14 protein-coding genes are annotated in these 18,221 nt (G+C 64.5%); 11 read left to right on the top strand and 3 right to left on the bottom strand.

The window, feature by feature from the left end; all coding sequences use genetic code 11:
• Nucleotides 1–266: 266 nt before the first annotated feature.
• From ybaK to XH85_RS36655, 7 genes are all read left to right on the top strand, one after another.
• Complete coding sequence (gene ybaK, locus XH85_RS36685) at nucleotides 267–740, top strand: Cys-tRNA(Pro) deacylase (RefSeq protein ID WP_128935812.1); 474 nt, start codon at nucleotides 267–269, stop codon at nucleotides 738–740.
• A gap of 220 nt (nucleotides 741–960) precedes the next feature.
• Nucleotides 961–1,797: an N-acyl homoserine lactonase family protein gene (locus XH85_RS36680; protein WP_164939335.1), complete on the top strand. Its 837-nt coding sequence runs from the start codon at nucleotides 961–963 to the stop codon at nucleotides 1,795–1,797.
• A 111-nt stretch (nucleotides 1,798–1,908) separates the two neighbouring features.
• The gene (locus tag XH85_RS36675; RefSeq protein ID WP_128935810.1) at nucleotides 1,909–2,856 is read left to right on the top strand and encodes an ABC transporter ATP-binding protein; all 948 of its coding nucleotides are present in this window, start codon (nucleotides 1,909–1,911) and stop codon (nucleotides 2,854–2,856) included.
• Nucleotides 2,853–3,554, top strand: coding sequence for an ABC transporter permease (locus XH85_RS36670; protein ID WP_128935809.1), 702 nt, complete (start codon nucleotides 2,853–2,855; stop codon nucleotides 3,552–3,554). The genes XH85_RS36675 and XH85_RS36670 overlap by 4 nt, the downstream gene beginning before the upstream one ends.
• An 11-nt stretch (nucleotides 3,555–3,565) precedes the next feature.
• Complete coding sequence (locus tag XH85_RS36665) at nucleotides 3,566–5,155, top strand: Gldg family protein (RefSeq protein ID WP_128935808.1); 1,590 nt, start codon at nucleotides 3,566–3,568, stop codon at nucleotides 5,153–5,155.
• Nucleotides 5,156–5,178: 23 nt separating this feature from the next.
• Nucleotides 5,179–6,213 (top strand): DUF4340 domain-containing protein, encoded by a 1,035-nt coding sequence (locus tag XH85_RS36660; RefSeq protein WP_128935807.1) that lies wholly within the window; start codon nucleotides 5,179–5,181, stop codon nucleotides 6,211–6,213.
• The gene (locus tag XH85_RS36655; protein WP_128935806.1) at nucleotides 6,210–7,301 is read left to right on the top strand and encodes a HupE/UreJ family protein; all 1,092 of its coding nucleotides are present in this window, start codon (nucleotides 6,210–6,212) and stop codon (nucleotides 7,299–7,301) included. Before XH85_RS36660 ends, XH85_RS36655 begins: the two co-directional genes overlap by 4 nt.
• Nucleotides 7,302–7,307: 6 nt before the next feature.
• On the opposite strand, the gene XH85_RS36650 is transcribed toward XH85_RS36655, so the two are convergent.
• Nucleotides 7,308–7,991, bottom strand: a complete 684-nt coding sequence (locus tag XH85_RS36650) for a GntR family transcriptional regulator (protein WP_128935805.1) — start codon at nucleotides 7,989–7,991, stop codon at nucleotides 7,308–7,310.
• A 150-nt stretch (nucleotides 7,992–8,141) separates the two neighbouring features.
• Between XH85_RS36650 and tcuA the strand changes: the two genes are divergently transcribed.
• From tcuA to tcuB, 3 genes are read left to right on the top strand one after another with little or no spacing between them, the layout of a single operon-like run.
• Entirely contained in the window at nucleotides 8,142–9,533 is a 1,392-nt protein-coding gene (gene tcuA / locus XH85_RS36645) for an FAD-dependent tricarballylate dehydrogenase TcuA (RefSeq protein ID WP_128935804.1), read from the top strand.
• Nucleotides 9,534–9,560: 27 nt separating this feature from the next.
• Nucleotides 9,561–10,589: an alpha/beta hydrolase gene (locus tag XH85_RS36640; protein ID WP_128935803.1), complete on the top strand. Its 1,029-nt coding sequence runs from the start codon at nucleotides 9,561–9,563 to the stop codon at nucleotides 10,587–10,589.
• 4 nt (nucleotides 10,590–10,593) lie between these two features.
• Complete coding sequence (tcuB, locus tag XH85_RS36635; RefSeq protein ID WP_128935802.1) at nucleotides 10,594–11,694, top strand: tricarballylate utilization 4Fe-4S protein TcuB; 1,101 nt, start codon at nucleotides 10,594–10,596, stop codon at nucleotides 11,692–11,694.
• Nucleotides 11,695–11,863: 169 nt separating this feature from the next.
• Here tcuB and XH85_RS36625 read toward each other — a convergent pair whose 3' ends face one another.
• On the bottom strand, nucleotides 11,864–15,268 hold the full coding sequence (locus XH85_RS36625; RefSeq protein WP_128935801.1) for an acyl-[ACP]--phospholipid O-acyltransferase: 3,405 nt from the start codon (nucleotides 15,266–15,268) through the stop codon (nucleotides 11,864–11,866).
• A gap of 671 nt (nucleotides 15,269–15,939) precedes the next feature.
• Here XH85_RS36625 and XH85_RS45565 point away from each other — a divergent pair.
• Nucleotides 15,940–16,560: a TetR/AcrR family transcriptional regulator gene (locus tag XH85_RS45565; RefSeq protein WP_206734314.1), complete on the top strand. Its 621-nt coding sequence runs from the start codon at nucleotides 15,940–15,942 to the stop codon at nucleotides 16,558–16,560.
• A gap of 14 nt (nucleotides 16,561–16,574) precedes the next feature.
• Here the strand turns inward: XH85_RS45565 and XH85_RS36615 are convergent, their stop codons facing one another.
• Entirely contained in the window at nucleotides 16,575–17,879 is a 1,305-nt protein-coding gene (locus XH85_RS36615; protein WP_128935799.1) for a GGDEF domain-containing protein, read from the bottom strand.
• Between the last annotated feature and the right edge of the window lie 342 nt (nucleotides 17,880–18,221).

Genomic DNA, 18,221 nt, shown 5'->3' with positions numbered 1-18,221 from the left:
TTGCCACAGAAATCGCTGTCATGCCCCCGCTTGACCGGGGGCATCCAGTACGCCGCGGCGGATGTGGTAAGAGCGAGTTCTCCAATGCCGGCGTCTGGGATACTGGATCGCCCGGTCAAGCCGGGCGATGACACCGAGGGTATGGCGCGCAAGAGTGCCCGCATCGTCATTGCGAGCGCAGCGAAGCAATCCAGACTGTCTCTCCGGCGGGATTCTGGATTGCTTCGTCGCTTCGCTCCTCGCAATGACGGTGGTAAACGTGACTCATGTCCAAGGTCACCCCCGCCACGCGCGCGCTTGAAGCCGCCGGAGTTGCCTTCACCGTCCACACTTACGACTACGATCCCGACGCCGCGAGCATCGGCCTTCAGGCCGCCTCCGCGCTGGGTGAAGACCCGGCGCGCGTGTTGAAGACGCTGATGGCCTTGGTGGACGGTAAGCCGGTCTGCGTGGTTGTGCCGTCCGACCAGGAAGTCTCCATGAAGAAGCTCGCCGTCGCCGCGGGTGGCAAGTCGGCGCAGATGATGAAACCGCTCGAGGCCGAGCGTGTCACCGGGTACAAGGTCGGCGGCATCAGCCCGTTCGGGCAGCGCAAGCCGGTGCGCACTGTGATCGACCGGCGGGCCATGACGCAGGAACAGGTGTATCTCAACGGGGGCCAGCGCGGCTTACAGGTGCGGCTCAAGCCGGACGATGCGCGCGAGGTCCTCAAGGCAGCCGTGGACGACGTGATTGCCTGACCACGCCGGCGCGTTGCACGCGCCATCAGTTGCGGTGCACAAACGCAGCTTCTTGCAGGTTGAATTTATTGCATGCTCGCGTGCATTGATCCTGCACAGCGTCATTAGACTATGGTAGGGTACGACATCCGCTGAAAAAAAGTGCGTCGAAAACAGGGAGGACGACATGCGGGGGATTGCGTCGAAGGTCCTTGGCTCGCTGGCCGCAGGACTTTTTTTTATGTCCGGTGCCGTGATGGCCGCGGAGCCGCCGAAGGAGATGAAGCTCTACGTCTTCTCGTCGGGGGCGCTCAATCTCGACAAGTCGATCATTCAGAATGGCAGTAGTGGCAAGGTCCAGATCCCGGTCGGCTTCTTTCTGATCCGGCATCCGAAGGGCGACGTGCTGTTCGACTGCGGCAACAACGACCGCATCATCAAGGATCCCGACTATTGGGGCCCGTTCGTGAAGGCGCTTGACCCCGGCCGTTCGCCCGACATCGCCATCGACGCACAGCTTGCCAAGATCAACGTCAAGCCTTCCGATATCAAATATGTCGTGCTCGGCCATTTCCACGTCGATCACGCCGGCAACATTGGAAAATTCCTGGACACGACCTTCGTGTTCCAGCGTGACGAGATCAGGAACGCGTTCTGGCCGGCGCCGGGCTATGCAACCTTCTTCATCTCGGACGACTTCGCCATGCTGCGCAACAGCGTCGGCGGCGGCATGCCGGCCAAGTACAAGACCATCGAGCTCGACGGCGATCTCGATCTGTTCGGGGACAACAGCGTCTTCATCCATCGCACCGTGTCGCACACGCCCGGAAGCCAGATCCTGGTGGTGCGGTTGCCGAAGACCGGAACAGTGGTGCTGACCAGCGACGCCATCTATCTCCAGGAGAATCTGGATAAGAACATCCTGCCGAGCATCGGCAGCGTCTATGATCCGGTCGGCATGCTCGATGCCTATGCCTGGGTGAAGCGGGTCCGCGACACCGAGGGCGCCGACATCATCTACGCCCACGATCCCGACGTGTTCAAGGCGCACAAGCACTCGCCCGAATTCTACGAGTGATCGGTCGCGACATCGGGTCATCTCGCGCAAGTCGTTATCCCGGGTCCCTGTGCCCGGGATTCCGTTCGGTGCTCCGAGGGAGTACCTGCCAGAGGGGTGTCTAAAGTCTTCATGCTTCCGGCTGTCTCCCCGGTCGTTGTCGCCGAGCGCGTGACAAAATGGTACGGGCCGCGGCGCGCTGTCGCCGACGTCTCGTTTTCCATCGCGCCGGGCGAGATCGTCGGACTGCTCGGGCCGAACGGATCCGGCAAGAGCACGATCTTCCGCATGCTTACGGGCTATCTGGTTCCGACGAGCGGGCGCATTGCGGTCGCCGGCCACGACGTGGTTGAGGATTCCATCGGTGTGCGCCGCGCCATCAGCTACGTGCCGGAAGATGCGCCGCTCTACGACCACATGCGGGTCGGCGAATTCCTGCATTTTATGGCGGGGCTCAAGGGCCTGCACGGGGCGAAGGCAAGGGCCGCGGTCGACGAGGCGGCCGAGCGGCTCGACCTTGTGCGCGTCATGAAGCTGACAGCCGGCAAATTATCGCGCGGCTTCCGCCAGCGTGTCTCGATCGCGCAAGCACTCTTGGGCAATCCAGACGTTCTGGTGCTGGACGAGCCGACCAGCGGGCTCGATCCGCATCAGGTGATCGCCGTACGCGACCTGATCCAGTCGCTGGCCGGACGGCACACCGTGCTCATGGCCTCGCACATCCTGCCCGAGATCGAGAAGATTGCTTCGCGGGTGATGATCCTGCTCGATGGCGTGCTGCTGACATCCGATGCATTGAAGGATGCTGCGCCCGATCTCCGGTTTCGCTTGTCGGCGGATGCGTCGCTCGAATCCATTCGCGCTGCGGCTGATGCTGTCGCCGGCGTGCGCGACATCGTCGCCGCTGCCGATGAAGGTGGGCGCTTTGTCGTTGCGGCGGATCGGCGTCCCGCACTTGCCGCCGACCTCCTGTCCGCGCTGGTCGGCGCGCAAATTGCGGTGCGTGAGCTGACCGAGCTGCGGCCCGACCTCGAGCGGGTGTTTCTCGACCTCACCCGCCAGCCGGAGGCGGCCGCATGAGAAGCTTTGCCGTGCTGCTGGGCAAGGAAGCGACAGCGCTGTTCTCTTCGCCGATCGCCTACGTGCTGATGACCGTGTTCCTGCTGATCATGGGCTATAGCTTCACGCTGACGCTGTTCCTCAGCCATCAGCCGAGCATGGTGCACGTCTTTTTCCAGATGTTCGTGCTGTTCATGCTGACCGCGCCGCTGATCACCATGCGCCTGTTCGCGGAGGAGCGGAAGCTCAAGACGCTGGAGGTGCTGCTGACCGCACCTGTCTCCGAGGTCGCCATCGTGCTTGCGAAATTTCTCGCCGCGATGAGCCTGATCGTGGTCATGCTTGTGCTGTCGGGGGCCTATGCGGCCGCGCTCGCCTGGTTCGGCGATCCGGATTTCGGCCCGATCTACAGCGGCTATTTCGGCCTCTTGCTGTTCGGCTCGGCGCTGGTCGGCGCGGGGCTGTTGGCCTCGGCGTTGACGGCCAACCAGGTGATCGCGGCGCTGATCTCGCTCAGCGTGTTCCTCCTGCTCTGGATCATCGACAATTTCGGCTGGCTGCTGCCGAGCCCGTTCGACACGCTGGTGGTGAACCTGTCGCTCTCGGTCCATTTCCGTCCCTTTGCCGTCGGCTCGATCTACCTGTCCGACGTGGGCTTCTTCCTCAGCGTCACGCTGCTGATGCTGCTGTTGACGGTCCGCGCGTTGGCGCGGCGGTGAGAGGCAACCGAATGACCGGCCCCGCCAGATCGAACGTCGCGCTGCTCGTCCTGGCGGCCGGAGCGATCATCTGCGGCGCACTCGGCTTTGCCGGACTTGGCGAGTCGGCCACGAACACCTTGCTGTTCATGGCCTGCGGTCTCACCTTGCTCGCACTGTTCATCGTCGCGATCAGGCTGCCGTTGCGCAGCGGCGGTTCGGCCTGGCTCGCGAACACGTCGATCGTCCTTGCCGCCATCGCCGTCGTGATCGGCGCCAACGTTGCGCTCTATCGTCATGATTTGCACTTCGACGTCAGCCGCGAAGGGCGCAACACGCCGCCGCAGCAGCTCACCGACGTGATCGCGCAATTGCGCGTGCCGCTGTCCCTGACCTATTTCTACAATGCCGGCGATGCAAATGCAGTCAACGTCAAGGAACTGGTTCAGACCGCGGCGCGCAATCATGCGCTGTTCGCGTTCCGCGCCATCGATCTCGACAAGGAGCCAGGCCTTGCCCGCGATCTCGGCGTTCGCGCCTACAACACGGCGGTGCTCCAGGCCGAGGATCGCAAGGTCCTGGTCGAGAACGTCATTGATCCCGCTCGCATCGGCTATGCGGCGCTGCGGGTGCTGCGCAAGCGGGTGGAGACTGTGTGCTTCGTCACCGGTCACGGCGAGACGTTTCGGCCGCTGCCTTCGCATTTCCATTTCAGCCATGTCGAGACGCTGAAGGGGCACGAGACGCCCGGCGCCGGCGACGTGCTGGAGGCGGCGCCGGAAGCGCTCGACCGTCTCCAGCTCGCGTTGAACCAGATCGGTTTCGAGATGCGCGAGCTCGTCACGGCGACTACCTCCAGCATCCCGTCGGACTGCTCGGTCGTGGCCGATGTCGGCCCACGCACCGCCTTTTCCGCTGACGAGGCGGCGCTGCTTGGCGACTATGTCAGAGGAGGGGGCCGGCTTCTGCTGCTGATTGATCCGCTGTCGGAGGTCAACGGCGATTTCGAGCGTCTGCTGCTGAGGCCTGTTGGCTTGTCGACCGAGGCGGCGATCGTGATCGACCCCCTCAACCATTTCCGCACCGACGCGGACAAGGTCGCGGTCCCCTATTATCCGCCGCATCCGATCACCCGGCGCCTGGCGTTGACCGTGTTTCCGCAAGTCCGGCCGCTCGCGGTGACGCAGCCGCCAAGCGGCGTAAGCACGATCGTGCTCGCGGCCAGCAGCCAGGACAGCTACCTGCGTTCGCCTAGGAATGTCGCCGCTGCGAGCGATGGGGCGGCAACACGGCCCCGCAATGCCCAGCCGCTCGCGGTTGCTCTCGAGGGGACCTGGCCGGGCGGCGCGCTAGACAAGCGCTTCCGCATGGTCATAGCCGGGACCAGCAAGTTCGCGAGCAACGAATATTTCCCCTATGTCTCCAACGGCGAGCTGTCGCTCGCAACGCTACGCTGGCTCGCCGAGGATGATAACTCGCCAAGTGTCGCACCGCAGACCTTCAAGCTACCGGAGATCGTGTTGACCAGCAGCCAGATGCGCGACACCTTCATTGTGCTGGAAGTCCTGTTGCCGCTGAGCACGGCCTTGTTCGGTGTTGCGATGTGGTGGAGGCGGCGGTGAGGGCCGGGGCGGCCGGAGGCGGGATGCCCCGATGGCTGATGCCGCTCCTGGCTGTGGTGCTGGTGGCGCTCCTCGGGCTGCTGGTCCTCAGTGGAGAGTGGCCGGCGCTGCGCAGCAAGGTCGCATTCGCACCCAAGGGCCTCCTGGCTCTCACGCCGGCTGACGTTCGGAGAGTGGAGATCCGTTCGGATGGTGACAGCGTCGTCTTGCTTCGCAGGGAAGGCGCATGGGCGATCGAGGGGCTGGATGGCACCATGCCGGCTGAGCTCAGGACGCATCTCGAGACGGCGCTGCGGCTCGCCACGGTGAGCGAGCCGGCGCGCGAAATCCAAGCCGGCGAGCTCAGCCCGGCAAGCTTCGCGGGCTTCGGTCTGGACCCACCCGCAACCGTCGCGGTCATCGAGGCCGTCGACGGTACGGCGACGTCGGTGAATGTGGGCGCGCTCAATCCGGCGAACACGTCGCACTATGTCCGGGTCAGCGGTCGCCCCGCCGTATACCTGATGCCGCGCCATGTCGGCGAGGAGTGGCGCGTCACCTTCGACATGACGCGCCGGCTGCGCGGTCCGGCCGGCGCCGATGCGGCGAGCCGCGGCAAGAGCCTGTTGCTGCCGGTATCGATGGCGCAGGTCTGGGCGCTCGAGATCGTCTTCGCCGGCAAGCTCACCCGTTTCGAGCGCGATGCCGGCGGCAATTGGTTCCGCCATCTCGGTCAGCACAACCATGCCGCCGGTAATGTCGTCCATGTCGCCGATTCCGAGCAGGCCCGCATTATCGATGCAGCGCTGCGTGCGTTCGATGCCGCTGCGGTCGAGACGCGGATTGGCGCTGCCGATCCGTCGCAATTGGCGCGCTACGGCCTCAATCTGCCGAGCCTGATCGTTCTGGTCTTCGCGCGCGACGCGCCGGTGCCGCTCGCAAGGCTCGAATTCGGCGCCTCCGCCGACAGTCTCGATCGTTACGTACGGCTCGCGCCCGAGGGAGCCGTGGTCACGGTGGCCGAGTTCGAGATGCGCCGCTTGACGGAGCTGCTGCGCGCGGTTGGAGCCGGATCATGATGCGACCGTGCCTGGCGCTGCTCGGCATGATTCTGCTCGGCATCGGCATGCCGGCATGGGCACACCAGGTCAATCTGTCGACCGCACGTGTGGCACTGACCGCCGCTCGCGCCGTGACCATCGAGGCGGCACTCAAGGGTAGCGACGTCGACCGGCTTGTCGGCACGAAGGTCTATGACGCGAAGCAAGATGCGGTCGATCCGGCCGCGGTCGAAATGGCCGCGGCCTCGATCCTGACCTATCTGCGATCACATCTCGCGGTAACCGGCGCCGACGGCACGGCGTGCTCGGCCGGGACTGCCGCGATCCTGGCGGACGGCGACGGCATCATCTATCGCAACAGTTTCGATTGTGCCGCCGTGGCCGGTGACATCGTCTATCGCTCCACCGTGCTGACCGAGAGGGATCCCACCGCGCGTCAGGTGGTGCTGGTCGCGCAGAATGGGACCGAGGCGCAGGCGCTGCTCGATTCTGGCAACACGACGGTCACGCTGTCCGCCCCCGCACCGCCGCTGTGGTCGACGATGCAACGCTATCTCCTCACCGGCATCGAGCACATTTTTCTCGGCTACGATCACATCGCCTTCCTGATCGCCGTCGTGCTGTGGGCACGCCGGCTTATTCCCATCATCAAGATCGTCACCGCCTTCACCATTGCCCATTCGCTCACGCTGTCCCTGGCCGCGCTGGACGTCCTTGTCATTCCGAACCGGATCGTGGAGCCGGCGATCGCCGCCTCGATCCTGTTCGTTGCCGTGGAGAATTTCTTTTCGCGCGACATCGACAAGCGCTGGCGCGTGACCTTTCTGTTCGGGCTGATCCACGGCTTTGGTTTCGCCGGTGCGCTTCAGGAGATCGGCCTGCCGCCGAACGCGGTGGTGCCGGCGCTCGCCGCCTTCAACATTGGCGTCGAGATCGGGCAGGTCGCGATCGTTTCGATCGTGCTGCCGCTGCTTGGCCTGGTCGATCGGCTGTTTGCAGCCGACCGGACGAAGCCAGTGCGGGCTGCTAGGCTGGTCTATGCGGTCTCCGCGGCAATCAGCCTGCTCGGCGGCTACTGGCTGCTGACGCGCGTCTTCGAGGCGTGATCCGCGCTACTGCTTCTGCAGCAGTTTCAGCCGGCAGCGCAGCGCTTCACGGATGTGTGCACGCGCAAGCTGCTCGGCCCTGTCGCCGTCGCGCGCGGCGATGGCGTCGATGATGGCCCGATGTTCGCCGTGGCTGGTTGAAGGACGGCCGGTCACCGTAAAGGTGGTCGGGCCGAGCAGGGCGATCCAGTCCTGCAATTCCCGCGAAGCGTTGTCGAGATAGCGGTTGCGCGCGGCGCGGCAGATGGCTTCGTGGAAGGCGCGATTGAGCCTCGCCATCTCGGCCGCGTCGCTCTCCGATACCTCGACAAGGGCTTGCTCGATATCGCGGAGTGCGTCGATCTCCGTGGCGGAGGCGTGTGCGGCGGCGAGGCGCGCGGCGGCGCCTTCCATGATCTCGCGCATGGCGTAGAGCTCGAGCACCTCGGATATGTCGAGGCTGCGCACGATCAGCCCGCGGCCGCCGGCCGGCTCGACGAAGCCGCGTGCCGCGAGCCGGCCCAAGGCTTCGCGAACCGGGGTGCGGCTGACCTTCAGCCGCTGCGCGACCTCTTCCTCGCGCAGGCGGTCGCCGGCGCGGTAGCTCCCGGCCTGAAGCGCCTCGCAGAGCGAGCGGAACACCGCTTCGCCCAGCGCGACACCGCCGCCGCGCGAGATCGTTCCGCCTGTCTTTGCTGGACGTCTGGCCATTGTTCCTCGATGCGCATCCGCCTATGCGGAAATGCAGCTTGCGTCGTCTATGTATATATTTGTATACAAAGGTACGCAACGGCGCCCTGGTTGGGCATGGTCGCTGACGGACAGAATGTCTCTAATCTCGCGTGCCAGCGGGCAGACGGTATGGGCAGCAAGTACGATGTGCTGGTGATCGGCGGTGGCAATGCCGCGCTGTGCGCGGCGATCGCGGCGCGGCGCGCTGGAGCGTCGGTGCTGGTGCTCGAGGGCGCGCCAAAATTCTATCGCGGCGGCAACACCCGCCACACCCGCAACATGCGCTGCGCCCATGACGCCGCCACGGAAATCCTGACCGGCCCCTACACCGAGGAGGAGTTCTGGGAGGACCTGCTGCGCGTCACCGGCGGGCAGACTGACGAGGTGCTCGCCCGTCACATGATCCGGGAGTCCAAGGACATTTTGAACTGGATCGTGGAGCAGGGCGTGCGCTGGCAGCCCTCGCTCGGCGGCACGCTGAGCCTCGGCCGCACCAACTCGTTCTTTCTCGGCGGCGGCCGCGCGATGCTGAATGCGCTTTATCTCACGGCCGAGCAGCTGGGCGTCGAGGTCGAATACGATGCCGAAGTCATCGACCTCGTGATCGAGGACTGCATGTTCCTCGCCGCGCGCCTCAAGCGGCCGATTAACGGCGAGACCGAGATCCGCGCGACCTCGCTGGTCGCGGCGGCCGGCGGCTTCGAGGCCAACATCGAATGGCTCAAGCAATATTGGGGCGAGGCCGCCGACAATTTCCTGATCCGCGGTACGCCCTATAATCGCGGCTCGATCCTGAAGATGCTGCTCGACAAAGGCGTGCAGGAGGTCGGCGATCCCACCCAGTGCCATGCGGTTGCGATCGACGCCCGCGCGCCGAAATTCGACGGCGGCATCATCACCCGCCACGACTCCGTCGTGTTCGGCATCGTCGTCAACAAGCATGCGCAGCGCTTCTATGACGAAGGCGAGGACATCTGGCCGAAGCGCTACGCGATCTGGGGCCGGCTGGTCGCGGCGCAGTCCGACCAGATCGCCTATATCATCTTCGACTCGACCGTGGTCACGAGTTTCATGCCGACGCTGTTTCCGCCGATCGCCGGCCAGACGGTGGCGGAGCTTGCCGGCAAGCTGGAGCTCGATCCGGCGGCGCTAGAAAGGACCGTCACCGAGTTCAACGCCGCGGTGCGGCCCGGCACCTTCGATCACACGATCCTGGACGACTGTCGCACCGAGGGCATCACGCCGCCGAAGACCCATTGGGCGCGGCGGATCGAGACGCCGCCTTATCTCGCCTATCCGGTGCGGCCCGGCATTACCTTCACCTATCTCGGCACGCGCGTGAGCAAGGAGGCGCGCATGCTGATGGCTGACGGCAGGCCGTCGGCCAACATGTTCGCAGCCGGCGAGATCATGGCCGGCAACGTGCTCGGCAAGGGCTATGCCGCCGGGATGGGCATGACCATCGGCAGCGTGTTCGGGCGGATCGCGGGGCGCGAAGCGGCACGCCATGCGAAGAACTAGAATGAAGAAAAGACTTAAGGAGACACCATGTCGCGCCTTGCCATTGCGTTGATCACGGCTTTGCTGATCGTCGGCCACGCTCGCGCCGCCGAGCCGATCACCCTGCGCGACATGGGTTCGTTCCATGTCGGTGGGCGTCTCGTCGAAATCTCCGGCAAGCCGGTGAGGGAGGTCGTGTTCACACCCGGCGGCGTGCCGGCCAAGGTCGATCCCAACGGCACCTATCAGGTCGAGCAGATGTATGTGCAATACTTCCTGCCGGCAAACGAGAAGGGGGCCTATCCGCTGCTGATGTGGCATGGCGGTGGGCTGACCGGCGTCACCTACGAGACCACGCCTGACGGACGCGAAGGCTGGCTGAATTATTTTCTGCGCAAGGGGTGGGCGGTCTATAATTCCGACGCGGTGGAGCGCGGGCGCGCAGGCTGGGCGCAATACCCCGATATCTTCAAGGGCGAGCCAGTCTTCCTCACCACGGCCAATCCGTTCGAGCGTTTCCGCATCGGCGATGGGCCAAACTCCTACGATCCCGATCCCGCCAAGCGAAAGCTGTTGCCGGGCAACCAGTTTCCGGTCGAGGGCTACGACAATTTCGTCAAGCAGAACGTCCCGCGCTGGACCACGACTGATGATGCGGCCATCGCCGCCTATATCGCCGAGATCGATCGCGTCGGTCCCTCGGTGATCCTATTCCACAGCCAGGCCGGCAGCTTCGGCTTCAAAGTCGCGCAAGCCCGGCCTGACAAGGTCAAGGCGCTGATTGCGATCGAGCCGGCCGGCATCGGCGATCCCGCCAAGGCGGATGTGCTGAAGAACATTCCGACCCTCATCATCTATGGCGACTATATCGAGCGCGATTCGCGCTGGCCCAAGATCCGTGCCAACGGCATCGCCTTTGCGGACGCCATCAAGGCGGCCGGCGGCAGCGTCGACGTCGTCGACCTCCCGCAGGCGGGCATCAAGGGCAATTCGCATATGGTGATGATGGACAAGAACAACCTCGAGGTCGCAGGCCTGATCCAGAAGTGGCTCGAAGCAAAGGGCCTGACGAAGTAAAGCCATGCACGGAACCAGAATTTTGGACGAAGCTGACCGTCTGATGACGGTCTGCAATTCCTGCCGCTACTGCGAGGGATTGTGCGCGGTGTTTCCGGCCATGGAAATGCGCCGCGCCTTCTCCGACGGCGACCTCAACTATCTCGCCAATCTCTGCCATGCCTGTGGCGCCTGCTATGTCGACTGCCAGTTCTCGCCGCCGCATGAATTCAACGTCAACGTTCCGAAGACGCTGGCAATTGCGCGCGCCGAGTCCTACGCGGCCTATGCCTGGCCGCGGGCGCTATCCGGCACATTTGCGCGGAACGGCCTCGTCATCAGCATCATCGCCGCGCTCAGCATGGCCGCCTTCATACTCGGCTTCGCCGCCTTGAACGACCGCAGCGTACTGTTCGGCGTGCACACCGGCCCCGGCGCGTTCTACAGGCTGATGCCGCACAATGCGATGGCCGCGCTGTTCAGCGCCGCCTTGCTTTATGCGATCCTGGCTCTCGTCCTGAGCGTACGCGCCTTCTGGCGTGACATCGGTCCACCGATTGGCGGCCGCGCCGACGGCGGCTCGATCTTTCAGGCGATCCGCGATGCCGGCGAACTGCGGTATCTCCATGGCGGCGGCGTCGGCTGCTATAACGAAGACGACAAGCCGACCGATCGGCGCAAGCTCTATCACCACCTGACCTTCTACGGCTTCCTACTGTGCTTTGCCGCGACCTCGGTCGCCACGCTGTATCACTATCTGCTCGGCCGCGAGGCGCCGTATCCGTGGTGGGACCTGCCAGTCGTGCTCGGTACGCTCGGCGGCATCGGCTTGATCGTCGGGCCGATCGGCCTGTTCTGGGCCAGGATGCGGCGCGATCCGGCGCTGCTCGACGAGAGCCGCTACGGCATGGATGTCGGCTTCATCGCCATGCTGTTCCTGACCGGCATCACAGGAATGGCACTTCTGCTTCTGCGCGAGAGCTCTGCGATGGGGCCGCTGCTGGCGCTGCATCTCGGCGCAGTGTTCGCGCTGTTCATCACCATGCCCTATGGCAAGTTCGTGCACGGCATCTATCGCTTCGCGGCGCTGGTACGTTACGCGCAGGAGCGGCGGACGGCGGCGTGACCGTTACCCCGGCTCAAAGCGGCCGTCGCGCAGGAAGGCGATCGCTTGTTCGATTGCAATAGTGTGGCGGGGCAATCCGGTGAGAAGCAGAGGTCCGCGCGATGCCATGAAGCAGAACCACTCCCGGGCAGCGCGCCTCGCCCGTTTGGGGCGCCCCGTGCATCTCTCGTTACGCCACCTCGCGCTCCGGTGCCGACGCTTGCTCGCGGGCCATCGTCGTTGCCGTGACATAGTCGGTCTTGCCGGTGCCGAGCAGCGGCACCTTGTCGACCACCATGATCGCCGCCGGAACGGTCAGCTCGGACGCGCCGATCGTCTTGGCCTGGGCCTGCATCGCGCTGCGCTCGGCGTTCTTCTCCGTCGTCAGCAGCACGATGCGCTCGCCTTTGCGCTGGTCGGGGATCGACACGGCGACCGAGGCGGCCTGCGGCCACAGCGTCGTCGCGATGCTCTCGACTGCCGACAGCGAGACCATTTCGCCCGCGATCTTGGCAAAGCGCTTGGCGCGGCCCTTGATGGTGATGAAGCCGGCCGCGTCGATCGACACGATGTCGCCGGTGTCGTGCCAGCCCTCGGCGAGCGGCTCGAGCACGCCGGGATTTTCGGCCCGCAAATATCCGAGCATCACGTTCGGTCCGCGCACCGAGAGGCGACCGCCGTCCTCGATGCCGGGGACCGGATCGAGCCGGCTTTCCATCAGCGGCGACAGGCGGCCGACGGTGCCGGGGCGGTTCGCCATCGGCGTGTTCATCGCCAGCACCGGCGCCGTCTCGGTGACGCCATAGCCTTCGAGGATGCGGATGCCGTAGCGCTCCATGAACACTTGACGCGTCCGATCCTTGACCGCTTCGGCACCGGCGATCACGAGGCGCAGCGTGCGGAAGTCGTAGGCGTGTGCCGAGCGTGCATAGCCGGTGAGGAACGTGTCGGTGCCGAACAGGATCGTGGCGCCGGTCTGATAGATCAGCTCGGGCACGATCCGGTAATGCAGCGGCGAGGGGTACATGTAGATCGGAATGCCCGCCAGCAGCGGCATCATCATTCCGCCGGTCAGCCCGAAGGAGTGGAACACCGGCAGCACGTTGAACACCTTGTCATTGGCATTGGCGTCGACCCGCGCCAGCGCCTGCGCCGCGTTGGCGAGGATGTTGCGATGAGACAGCACCACGCCTTTGGGCGTGCCTTCCGAGCCCGACGTGAACAGCACGACGGCTGGATCGTTCGCCTGGCGCGTGACGCGCGGCGCGGTGCCGGCGAGCAGACCCTTGATCTTGTCGGCGGCACTGATCGAGGCGCGCACATCCTCGAGATACACGACGCGAGCCTCCGCGGAGATCGCCGCCATCAGCTTGTCCAGCTTGCCCTTCTCGATGAAGGCCTTCGAGGTCAGAATGGTCTTGACCTGCGCGGCCTTCATGGCGGCGGTCACGTTGACCGGGCCCGCCGAGAAGTTGAGCATCGCCGGCACCCGACCGATGTTTTGCAGCGCCATGAAGACGACGGCGACGCCCGCCGAGTTCGGCAGCAGCACGCCGACATTCTCGCCGGCCGAGGTGCCGTTCTCGAGCTTGCGGCTAAGCACCTGCGCGCCGAGGATCAGCTTGCGATAGGTCAGCTTGGTGCCGAGCGCGTCCTCGATGATGACCTTGCCGGTGTCGCGATCGCGGTAGGCGTGCCCGAGCGCTTCGAACAGGGTGTGATCGAGCATGGCATTCTTGACGAGGGCGTCGATCATCACGTCCTGGAGTGCGCTGCCGGCGGCGTTGCGGCGCGCCTTGCCCTTCAGCAATGGGTCGACCGGCAGCTTGACCGGCGGCAGGATGGTGACCGTCACCCGCGGGAACCAGGAGCGCTTGATCTGGCTGCTGTTGAGATAGCTGAGATGGGAGCGCTGCGCGCCTTCGATGCGGACCGGCACGACCACGGCGTCGGCCTTGTCCGCGATCATCGCGGTGCCGTCATAGACCTTCATCAGCGAGCCGGAGACGGTGATGCGTCCTTCCGGAAAAATGACCACCGGCTCGCCGGCGGCGACGAGCTTGATCAGGTCGCGCGCGGCCAGCGGCTTGGTCGGATCCATGGTGTAGTGCTTGACCACGCGCAGGAACGGCTTGGCCCACCAGGCCTTCGAGATGCCGGTATCGACAGCGAAGCTGGCGTCGATCGGCAGCACGGCGTGCAGCAGCGGGCCGTCGATCAGGCTGACATGGTTGGGCGCGATCAGCATGCGGGTGCCTGGTGGAGGCAGGTTCTCGAGCCCGCGCACCTCGGTGCGGAACAGTGCACGGAACAGCAGTCCGCCGAAGTCGCGCACACCTTCCTTGCCCCACTTCGTCAGGACAAACCACACCGCGCCGAAGCTCGCGACGCCGAGGCCGAAGAAGATCCAGCCGACATGCAAGCCGCCCGCCTGCAACAGCGCGACGAACAGCGAGCCGACCACCATGAACGCGGCCTGCAGCACATTGCCGGCGGCGATGATGCGGGCGCGCTCGAACGGCGCTGACCAGGCCTGGACGGCAGCAAAGGAGGGGACGACAAATAAGCCTCCGCCGAATGCAAAGGCGACGAAGTCGATCATCATGCGCAGGCCCGCGAACGAGGTAGCGAAACCGGCCGCGGTGATGTCCTGACCCTTGGTGGTCACGGCGATGGCCCAGGCGAGATCGAGGCCAGAACATCCCATGATGATGGCGCCGATCGGCACCAGTGCGAGGTTCGGGCGAACGTGGCTCAGGCTGGCGGCGAACAGCGAGCCGATGGCGATGCCGATCGCGAAGATCGCAAGACACAGCGTCACCACGCCCTCGGTGCCACCCACTACGTCCTTCACCAGCGCCGGCAGCAGCGACAGCACGATGGCGCCGACCAGCCAGAACCAGGAGACGATCACGGTGCCGTCCCACAGCCGGTGATCGGCATGCAACGTTTTGAGGAGGCTGAGCGTCGAGGTCCAGGGATTGGCGGTGACAGACAGTTCGGGCGCAGACGGCGTGGTCGCGGGAATACGGGAGGCGAAGGCCCAGGACAACAGGGCCAGCACGACCACGGCCGATGCGACCCAGCCCATATGCGCCGAGCCGGCCACGAACTGGCCGCCGGCGACGGTGCCGAGCAGGATGGCCATGAAGGTCGCGCCTTCGACCAGCGCGTTGCCGGTCGCGAGCTCGCCGAGCTCGAGCTGGTCCGGCAGCATGGAATATTTCACTGGGCCGAACAGGGCGGCGATGATGCCGAACAGCGCGAGCGCTGCGAACAGCAGCGGCACCGAATGCAGGAAGAAGCCGGCGGCGGCAAAACAAGCGGCGAAGATCTCGGCGAATTTGAGCCGCCTCGCGACGACGGACTTGACGTATTTGTCGGCGAGCTGGCCGCCGAGCCCGGACAGGATGAAATAGGGGAAGATGAAGACGGCGCCTGCCACCGTCACCAGCGCATCGCCGTGACCGGTCGCGGCACTGTAAAGCAGGATGATGACGAGTGCGTTCTTGAGCACGTTGTCATTGAGCGCCGAGAAGAATTGCGCCCAGAACAGCGGCGCGAAGCGGCGTGACGACATCAATTCCCTGATCATGACTAGTCCTGTTTTGAAAAAGGCAGCCTGAGATTCGTTACGTTGTCTGTGAAGCGTCACGACCGGAAGGGTGTGGACGAACGATTGCAGGGTGACGGTTGCCGGCCTGCTTTGTCCCCTCGATCCCTCCGATCCTGTTGGTCTCCAGCTGGTCTTGTTAGGTTCGCAAATATCTGGTCGCGGCCAGGTTCGGCCGGAAACGCCTTGTCGGGATATCGGCCCAGCGGTGAGGAAAAGCTGAACCGCATTGTCTAGCGCCGCGGTGTCGGTTGCGAATGTCGGGACATGGTGAGTCCCTTGTTGCAACCGGATATTGCATTCGAACCGATCGGAACGTGCCGGCTGCGTCCGTCTCAGGTGAGATGGGCGAGGTGGCGAAAGGGCGAGAGGCGGCCGAGCAGGCTGAACCGGCGGCCCTCGTGACGCGCACGGGCACGGCTCTTCCGCCACATCCGGAAGGTCGCGCGCCGCTCGGTGAGCACGCCGGCGATGTCGCAGGCATTTGCAATGCGATCGATCGGGGCCATGGCGAACCGCAGCAGGGCCCGGCCAAAGCCGGTCACGAGAGCTGCGGCGTCATCGAGGAAGGTGGCGGCGATATCAACAGCGAGGGTTTGCATTTTGCAGGTCTCCGGGTTAATTTGAACAATGTTCACATGAGTAGCTTGAAAATGAACAATGTTCAAGAAGATTCGTTGCGCGGGCAGAAAAAAAATCGGCGACGGCTTCAGATCGTGGAGATCGCCCGCGGCATCATTTCCGCTAAGGGGCTGAGATCATTGAAGGTTCGGGATGTCGCGGAGGCTGCCGGCTGCTCGGTCGGCAGCGTCTATAACGAGTTCGGCGACTTCGATGGGGTGATCTTGACCGTGAACCGGGAGACGGTTCAGGCGCTCACGGCGCGGCTACGCGGAGTTCCTGCCGAGGATCCCGTTCGCCAGCTCTATGGACTTGCCGCGACCTATCTCGACTTCTTTGCCGAGCACGCCAACCTGTTGCGCTCGCTGTTCGAGCATCGGATGGAGGACGACCGTCCTTATCCCGACGACATCCTTCAGATGGTCATGGATGCCTTCGCGTTGATGCATCCACCCCTGGTGCGGCTATTGCCGGATGCGGATGACGTGAAGATCGCGCTGTTGTCGCGCACGCTGTTTTCCGCGGTGCATGGAATCATCTCGCTCGGCCTCGAGGAGCGCATGGTGGCCGTGCCGCCGCAGATGCTGCGCCAGCAGATCGAACAATTTGTTGACGCCCATCTCGCCGGCCTCGGCATTTTGCCTCGGCGGTGACGGGGCGGGCAGCGTCAAGCGCGCGCAGCTTCGCGTGGCCGGGCTGTCACGACGACGTCCGGTCTCCCGCCGTCGACCTGGACCCGGTTACGTCCCTTTTCCCTGGCGCGATAGCAGGCTGCATCCGCACGCCGCATCGCGTCCTCAAGCGTGGTGTTGCGGTCGGCGATGCAGGCAACGCCGATGCTGGCGGTCACCGCAAAGCAACGGTCGTCCCAGGCGAAACTGAACAGTTCGAACGATCGGCGCAGCCGTTCGGCGATATCGACAGCTTTCGCGGGCGGGCACCAGGGCAGGATCAGGCCGAATTCGTCGCCGCCGAGCCGGGCCACCTGATCATGCGCATGCCGATCCTGTTGCAGAAGGCGCGCCACCTGGCACAGCAGGCGGTCGCCGGCGAGATGACCGCAGCTGTCGTTGACGCTCTTGAACTGGTCGAGATCGAGCAGGATCAGGCCCAGCGAACCCGCCGCGGCATCGTCCAGCTCGCTTTGCAGACGCGCCTCGAAGGCGCGGCGGTTGGACAGGCCGGTCAGCCAGTCGTGCGACGCCTGCCAGGCCAGACGCTCCTTCTCGGCGTGCAAGGCATCCTCGAATGCCTGTCGCTGCAGCACCAACCGCCGCGTATGCCAGATCAGGAGCAGGATCAGCGTCGCGGCGGTGACGATGTTGATGCAAGTCAGCGTCAGCTTGATGGCACGGGAGCCTTCACCGAGGACAGTGGAGAACCGCTTGGCGTGCACCGTGAATTGGGTGTTGAGATCCGAGAGGCGCGACGACAGGAATTGCAGTCGGTCGTCGTCTTGAATGGGGCCGTTCTCTAGCTCGGACCGGATCACCTCGCCGAACACGCTGAGCTCCAGCAGCATGGGATCGGTGGCAGCCCATTCGCGAATCGCTTCCTGGAGGAAGCTGACGCGATTGAAGTAGCGAAACAGCCAGATCAGTCCCGGCACGTCATCGGGATGGTTGCCGCCTTGCAGGAAGCCGATGCGGGCGACCTCGACGTCGACCGGATCGCGCTCGAGCGCCCAGCGCGCGAACTCGTCGCCAATGGGAACGGCGAGCGCGGCGCGGTATTGTGCGAACTGGCTGGCGTCGCCCGAATGCAGGTAGCGATGGAGGAAATAGAGGGCGTTCTTCTGCGAGCGCGACCACAACGCTTCGCCTGCAACATAGGCGCGGACCGATGACATCACCTCGAGGCTGAATCCCGCGATCGCCGCCTGGAGCAGGACGACCATCACGAAAGGCGAGACGAGCTTGATGACGTGAAGGAAACTGTGTCCCTTCGTCGACGTCGCTGTTCTGCGAAACACCCTGCGTTCCCCAAATCGATCAACGATCCCAGCGGAGCGTTGGCCTACAACGCGAAGTAGAGCAGAATGTTGCTTAACTCGACCTGAAAACGCGAGCGACTGCACCGCACGGTGAAGGCGCTGTGAAGTGGATGCGCGCAGATCGCGTCAAATACCGGTCAATCGGAACTGGCGCGGCATCGGCGAACCAATGCTTCGCATTCATCGTGCGCCGTTTACCCGATCGAGAGGAGTCCAGTCCGCTGCTAGAGCATGATGAGATAAGGCTCGATAGCCGCAAAGGCGAAGGTGGGCTCCCTCTCCCGCTAGCAGGAGAGGGTTGGGGAGAGGGTGCTTCCGCAA

The sequence above is a fragment of the Bradyrhizobium zhanjiangense genome, assembly GCF_004114935.1.
Lineage (GTDB): Bacteria > Pseudomonadota > Alphaproteobacteria > Rhizobiales > Xanthobacteraceae > Bradyrhizobium > Bradyrhizobium zhanjiangense.
Note: the sequence above shows the minus strand (reverse complement) of the source record. Positions and strands in the feature narration are given on the sequence as shown.

Excerpts from the sequence above, each read along its gene's own strand:
- ybaK (WP_128935812.1), top strand. The coding sequence starts at position 267 with ATGTCCAAGGTCACCCCCGCCACGCGCGCGCTTGAAGCCGCCGGAGTT.
- XH85_RS36680 (WP_164939335.1), top strand. The coding sequence starts at position 961 with ATGTCCGGTGCCGTGATGGCCGCGGAGCCGCCGAAGGAGATGAAGCTC.
- XH85_RS36675 (WP_128935810.1), top strand. The coding sequence starts at position 1,909 with ATGCTTCCGGCTGTCTCCCCGGTCGTTGTCGCCGAGCGCGTGACAAAA.
- XH85_RS36670 (WP_128935809.1), top strand. The coding sequence starts at position 2,853 with ATGAGAAGCTTTGCCGTGCTGCTGGGCAAGGAAGCGACAGCGCTGTTC.
- XH85_RS36665 (WP_128935808.1), top strand. The coding sequence starts at position 3,566 with ATGACCGGCCCCGCCAGATCGAACGTCGCGCTGCTCGTCCTGGCGGCC.
- XH85_RS36660 (WP_128935807.1), top strand. The coding sequence starts at position 5,179 with ATGCCCCGATGGCTGATGCCGCTCCTGGCTGTGGTGCTGGTGGCGCTC.
- XH85_RS36655 (WP_128935806.1), top strand. The coding sequence starts at position 6,210 with ATGATGCGACCGTGCCTGGCGCTGCTCGGCATGATTCTGCTCGGCATC.
- XH85_RS36650 (WP_128935805.1), bottom strand. The coding sequence starts at position 7,991 with ATGGCCAGACGTCCAGCAAAGACAGGCGGAACGATCTCGCGCGGCGGC.
- tcuA (WP_128935804.1), top strand. The coding sequence starts at position 8,142 with ATGGGCAGCAAGTACGATGTGCTGGTGATCGGCGGTGGCAATGCCGCG.
- XH85_RS36640 (WP_128935803.1), top strand. The coding sequence starts at position 9,561 with ATGTCGCGCCTTGCCATTGCGTTGATCACGGCTTTGCTGATCGTCGGC.
- tcuB (WP_128935802.1), top strand. The coding sequence starts at position 10,594 with ATGCACGGAACCAGAATTTTGGACGAAGCTGACCGTCTGATGACGGTC.
- XH85_RS36625 (WP_128935801.1), bottom strand. The coding sequence starts at position 15,268 with ATGATCAGGGAATTGATGTCGTCACGCCGCTTCGCGCCGCTGTTCTGG.
- XH85_RS45565 (WP_206734314.1), top strand. The coding sequence starts at position 15,940 with ATGAACAATGTTCAAGAAGATTCGTTGCGCGGGCAGAAAAAAAATCGG.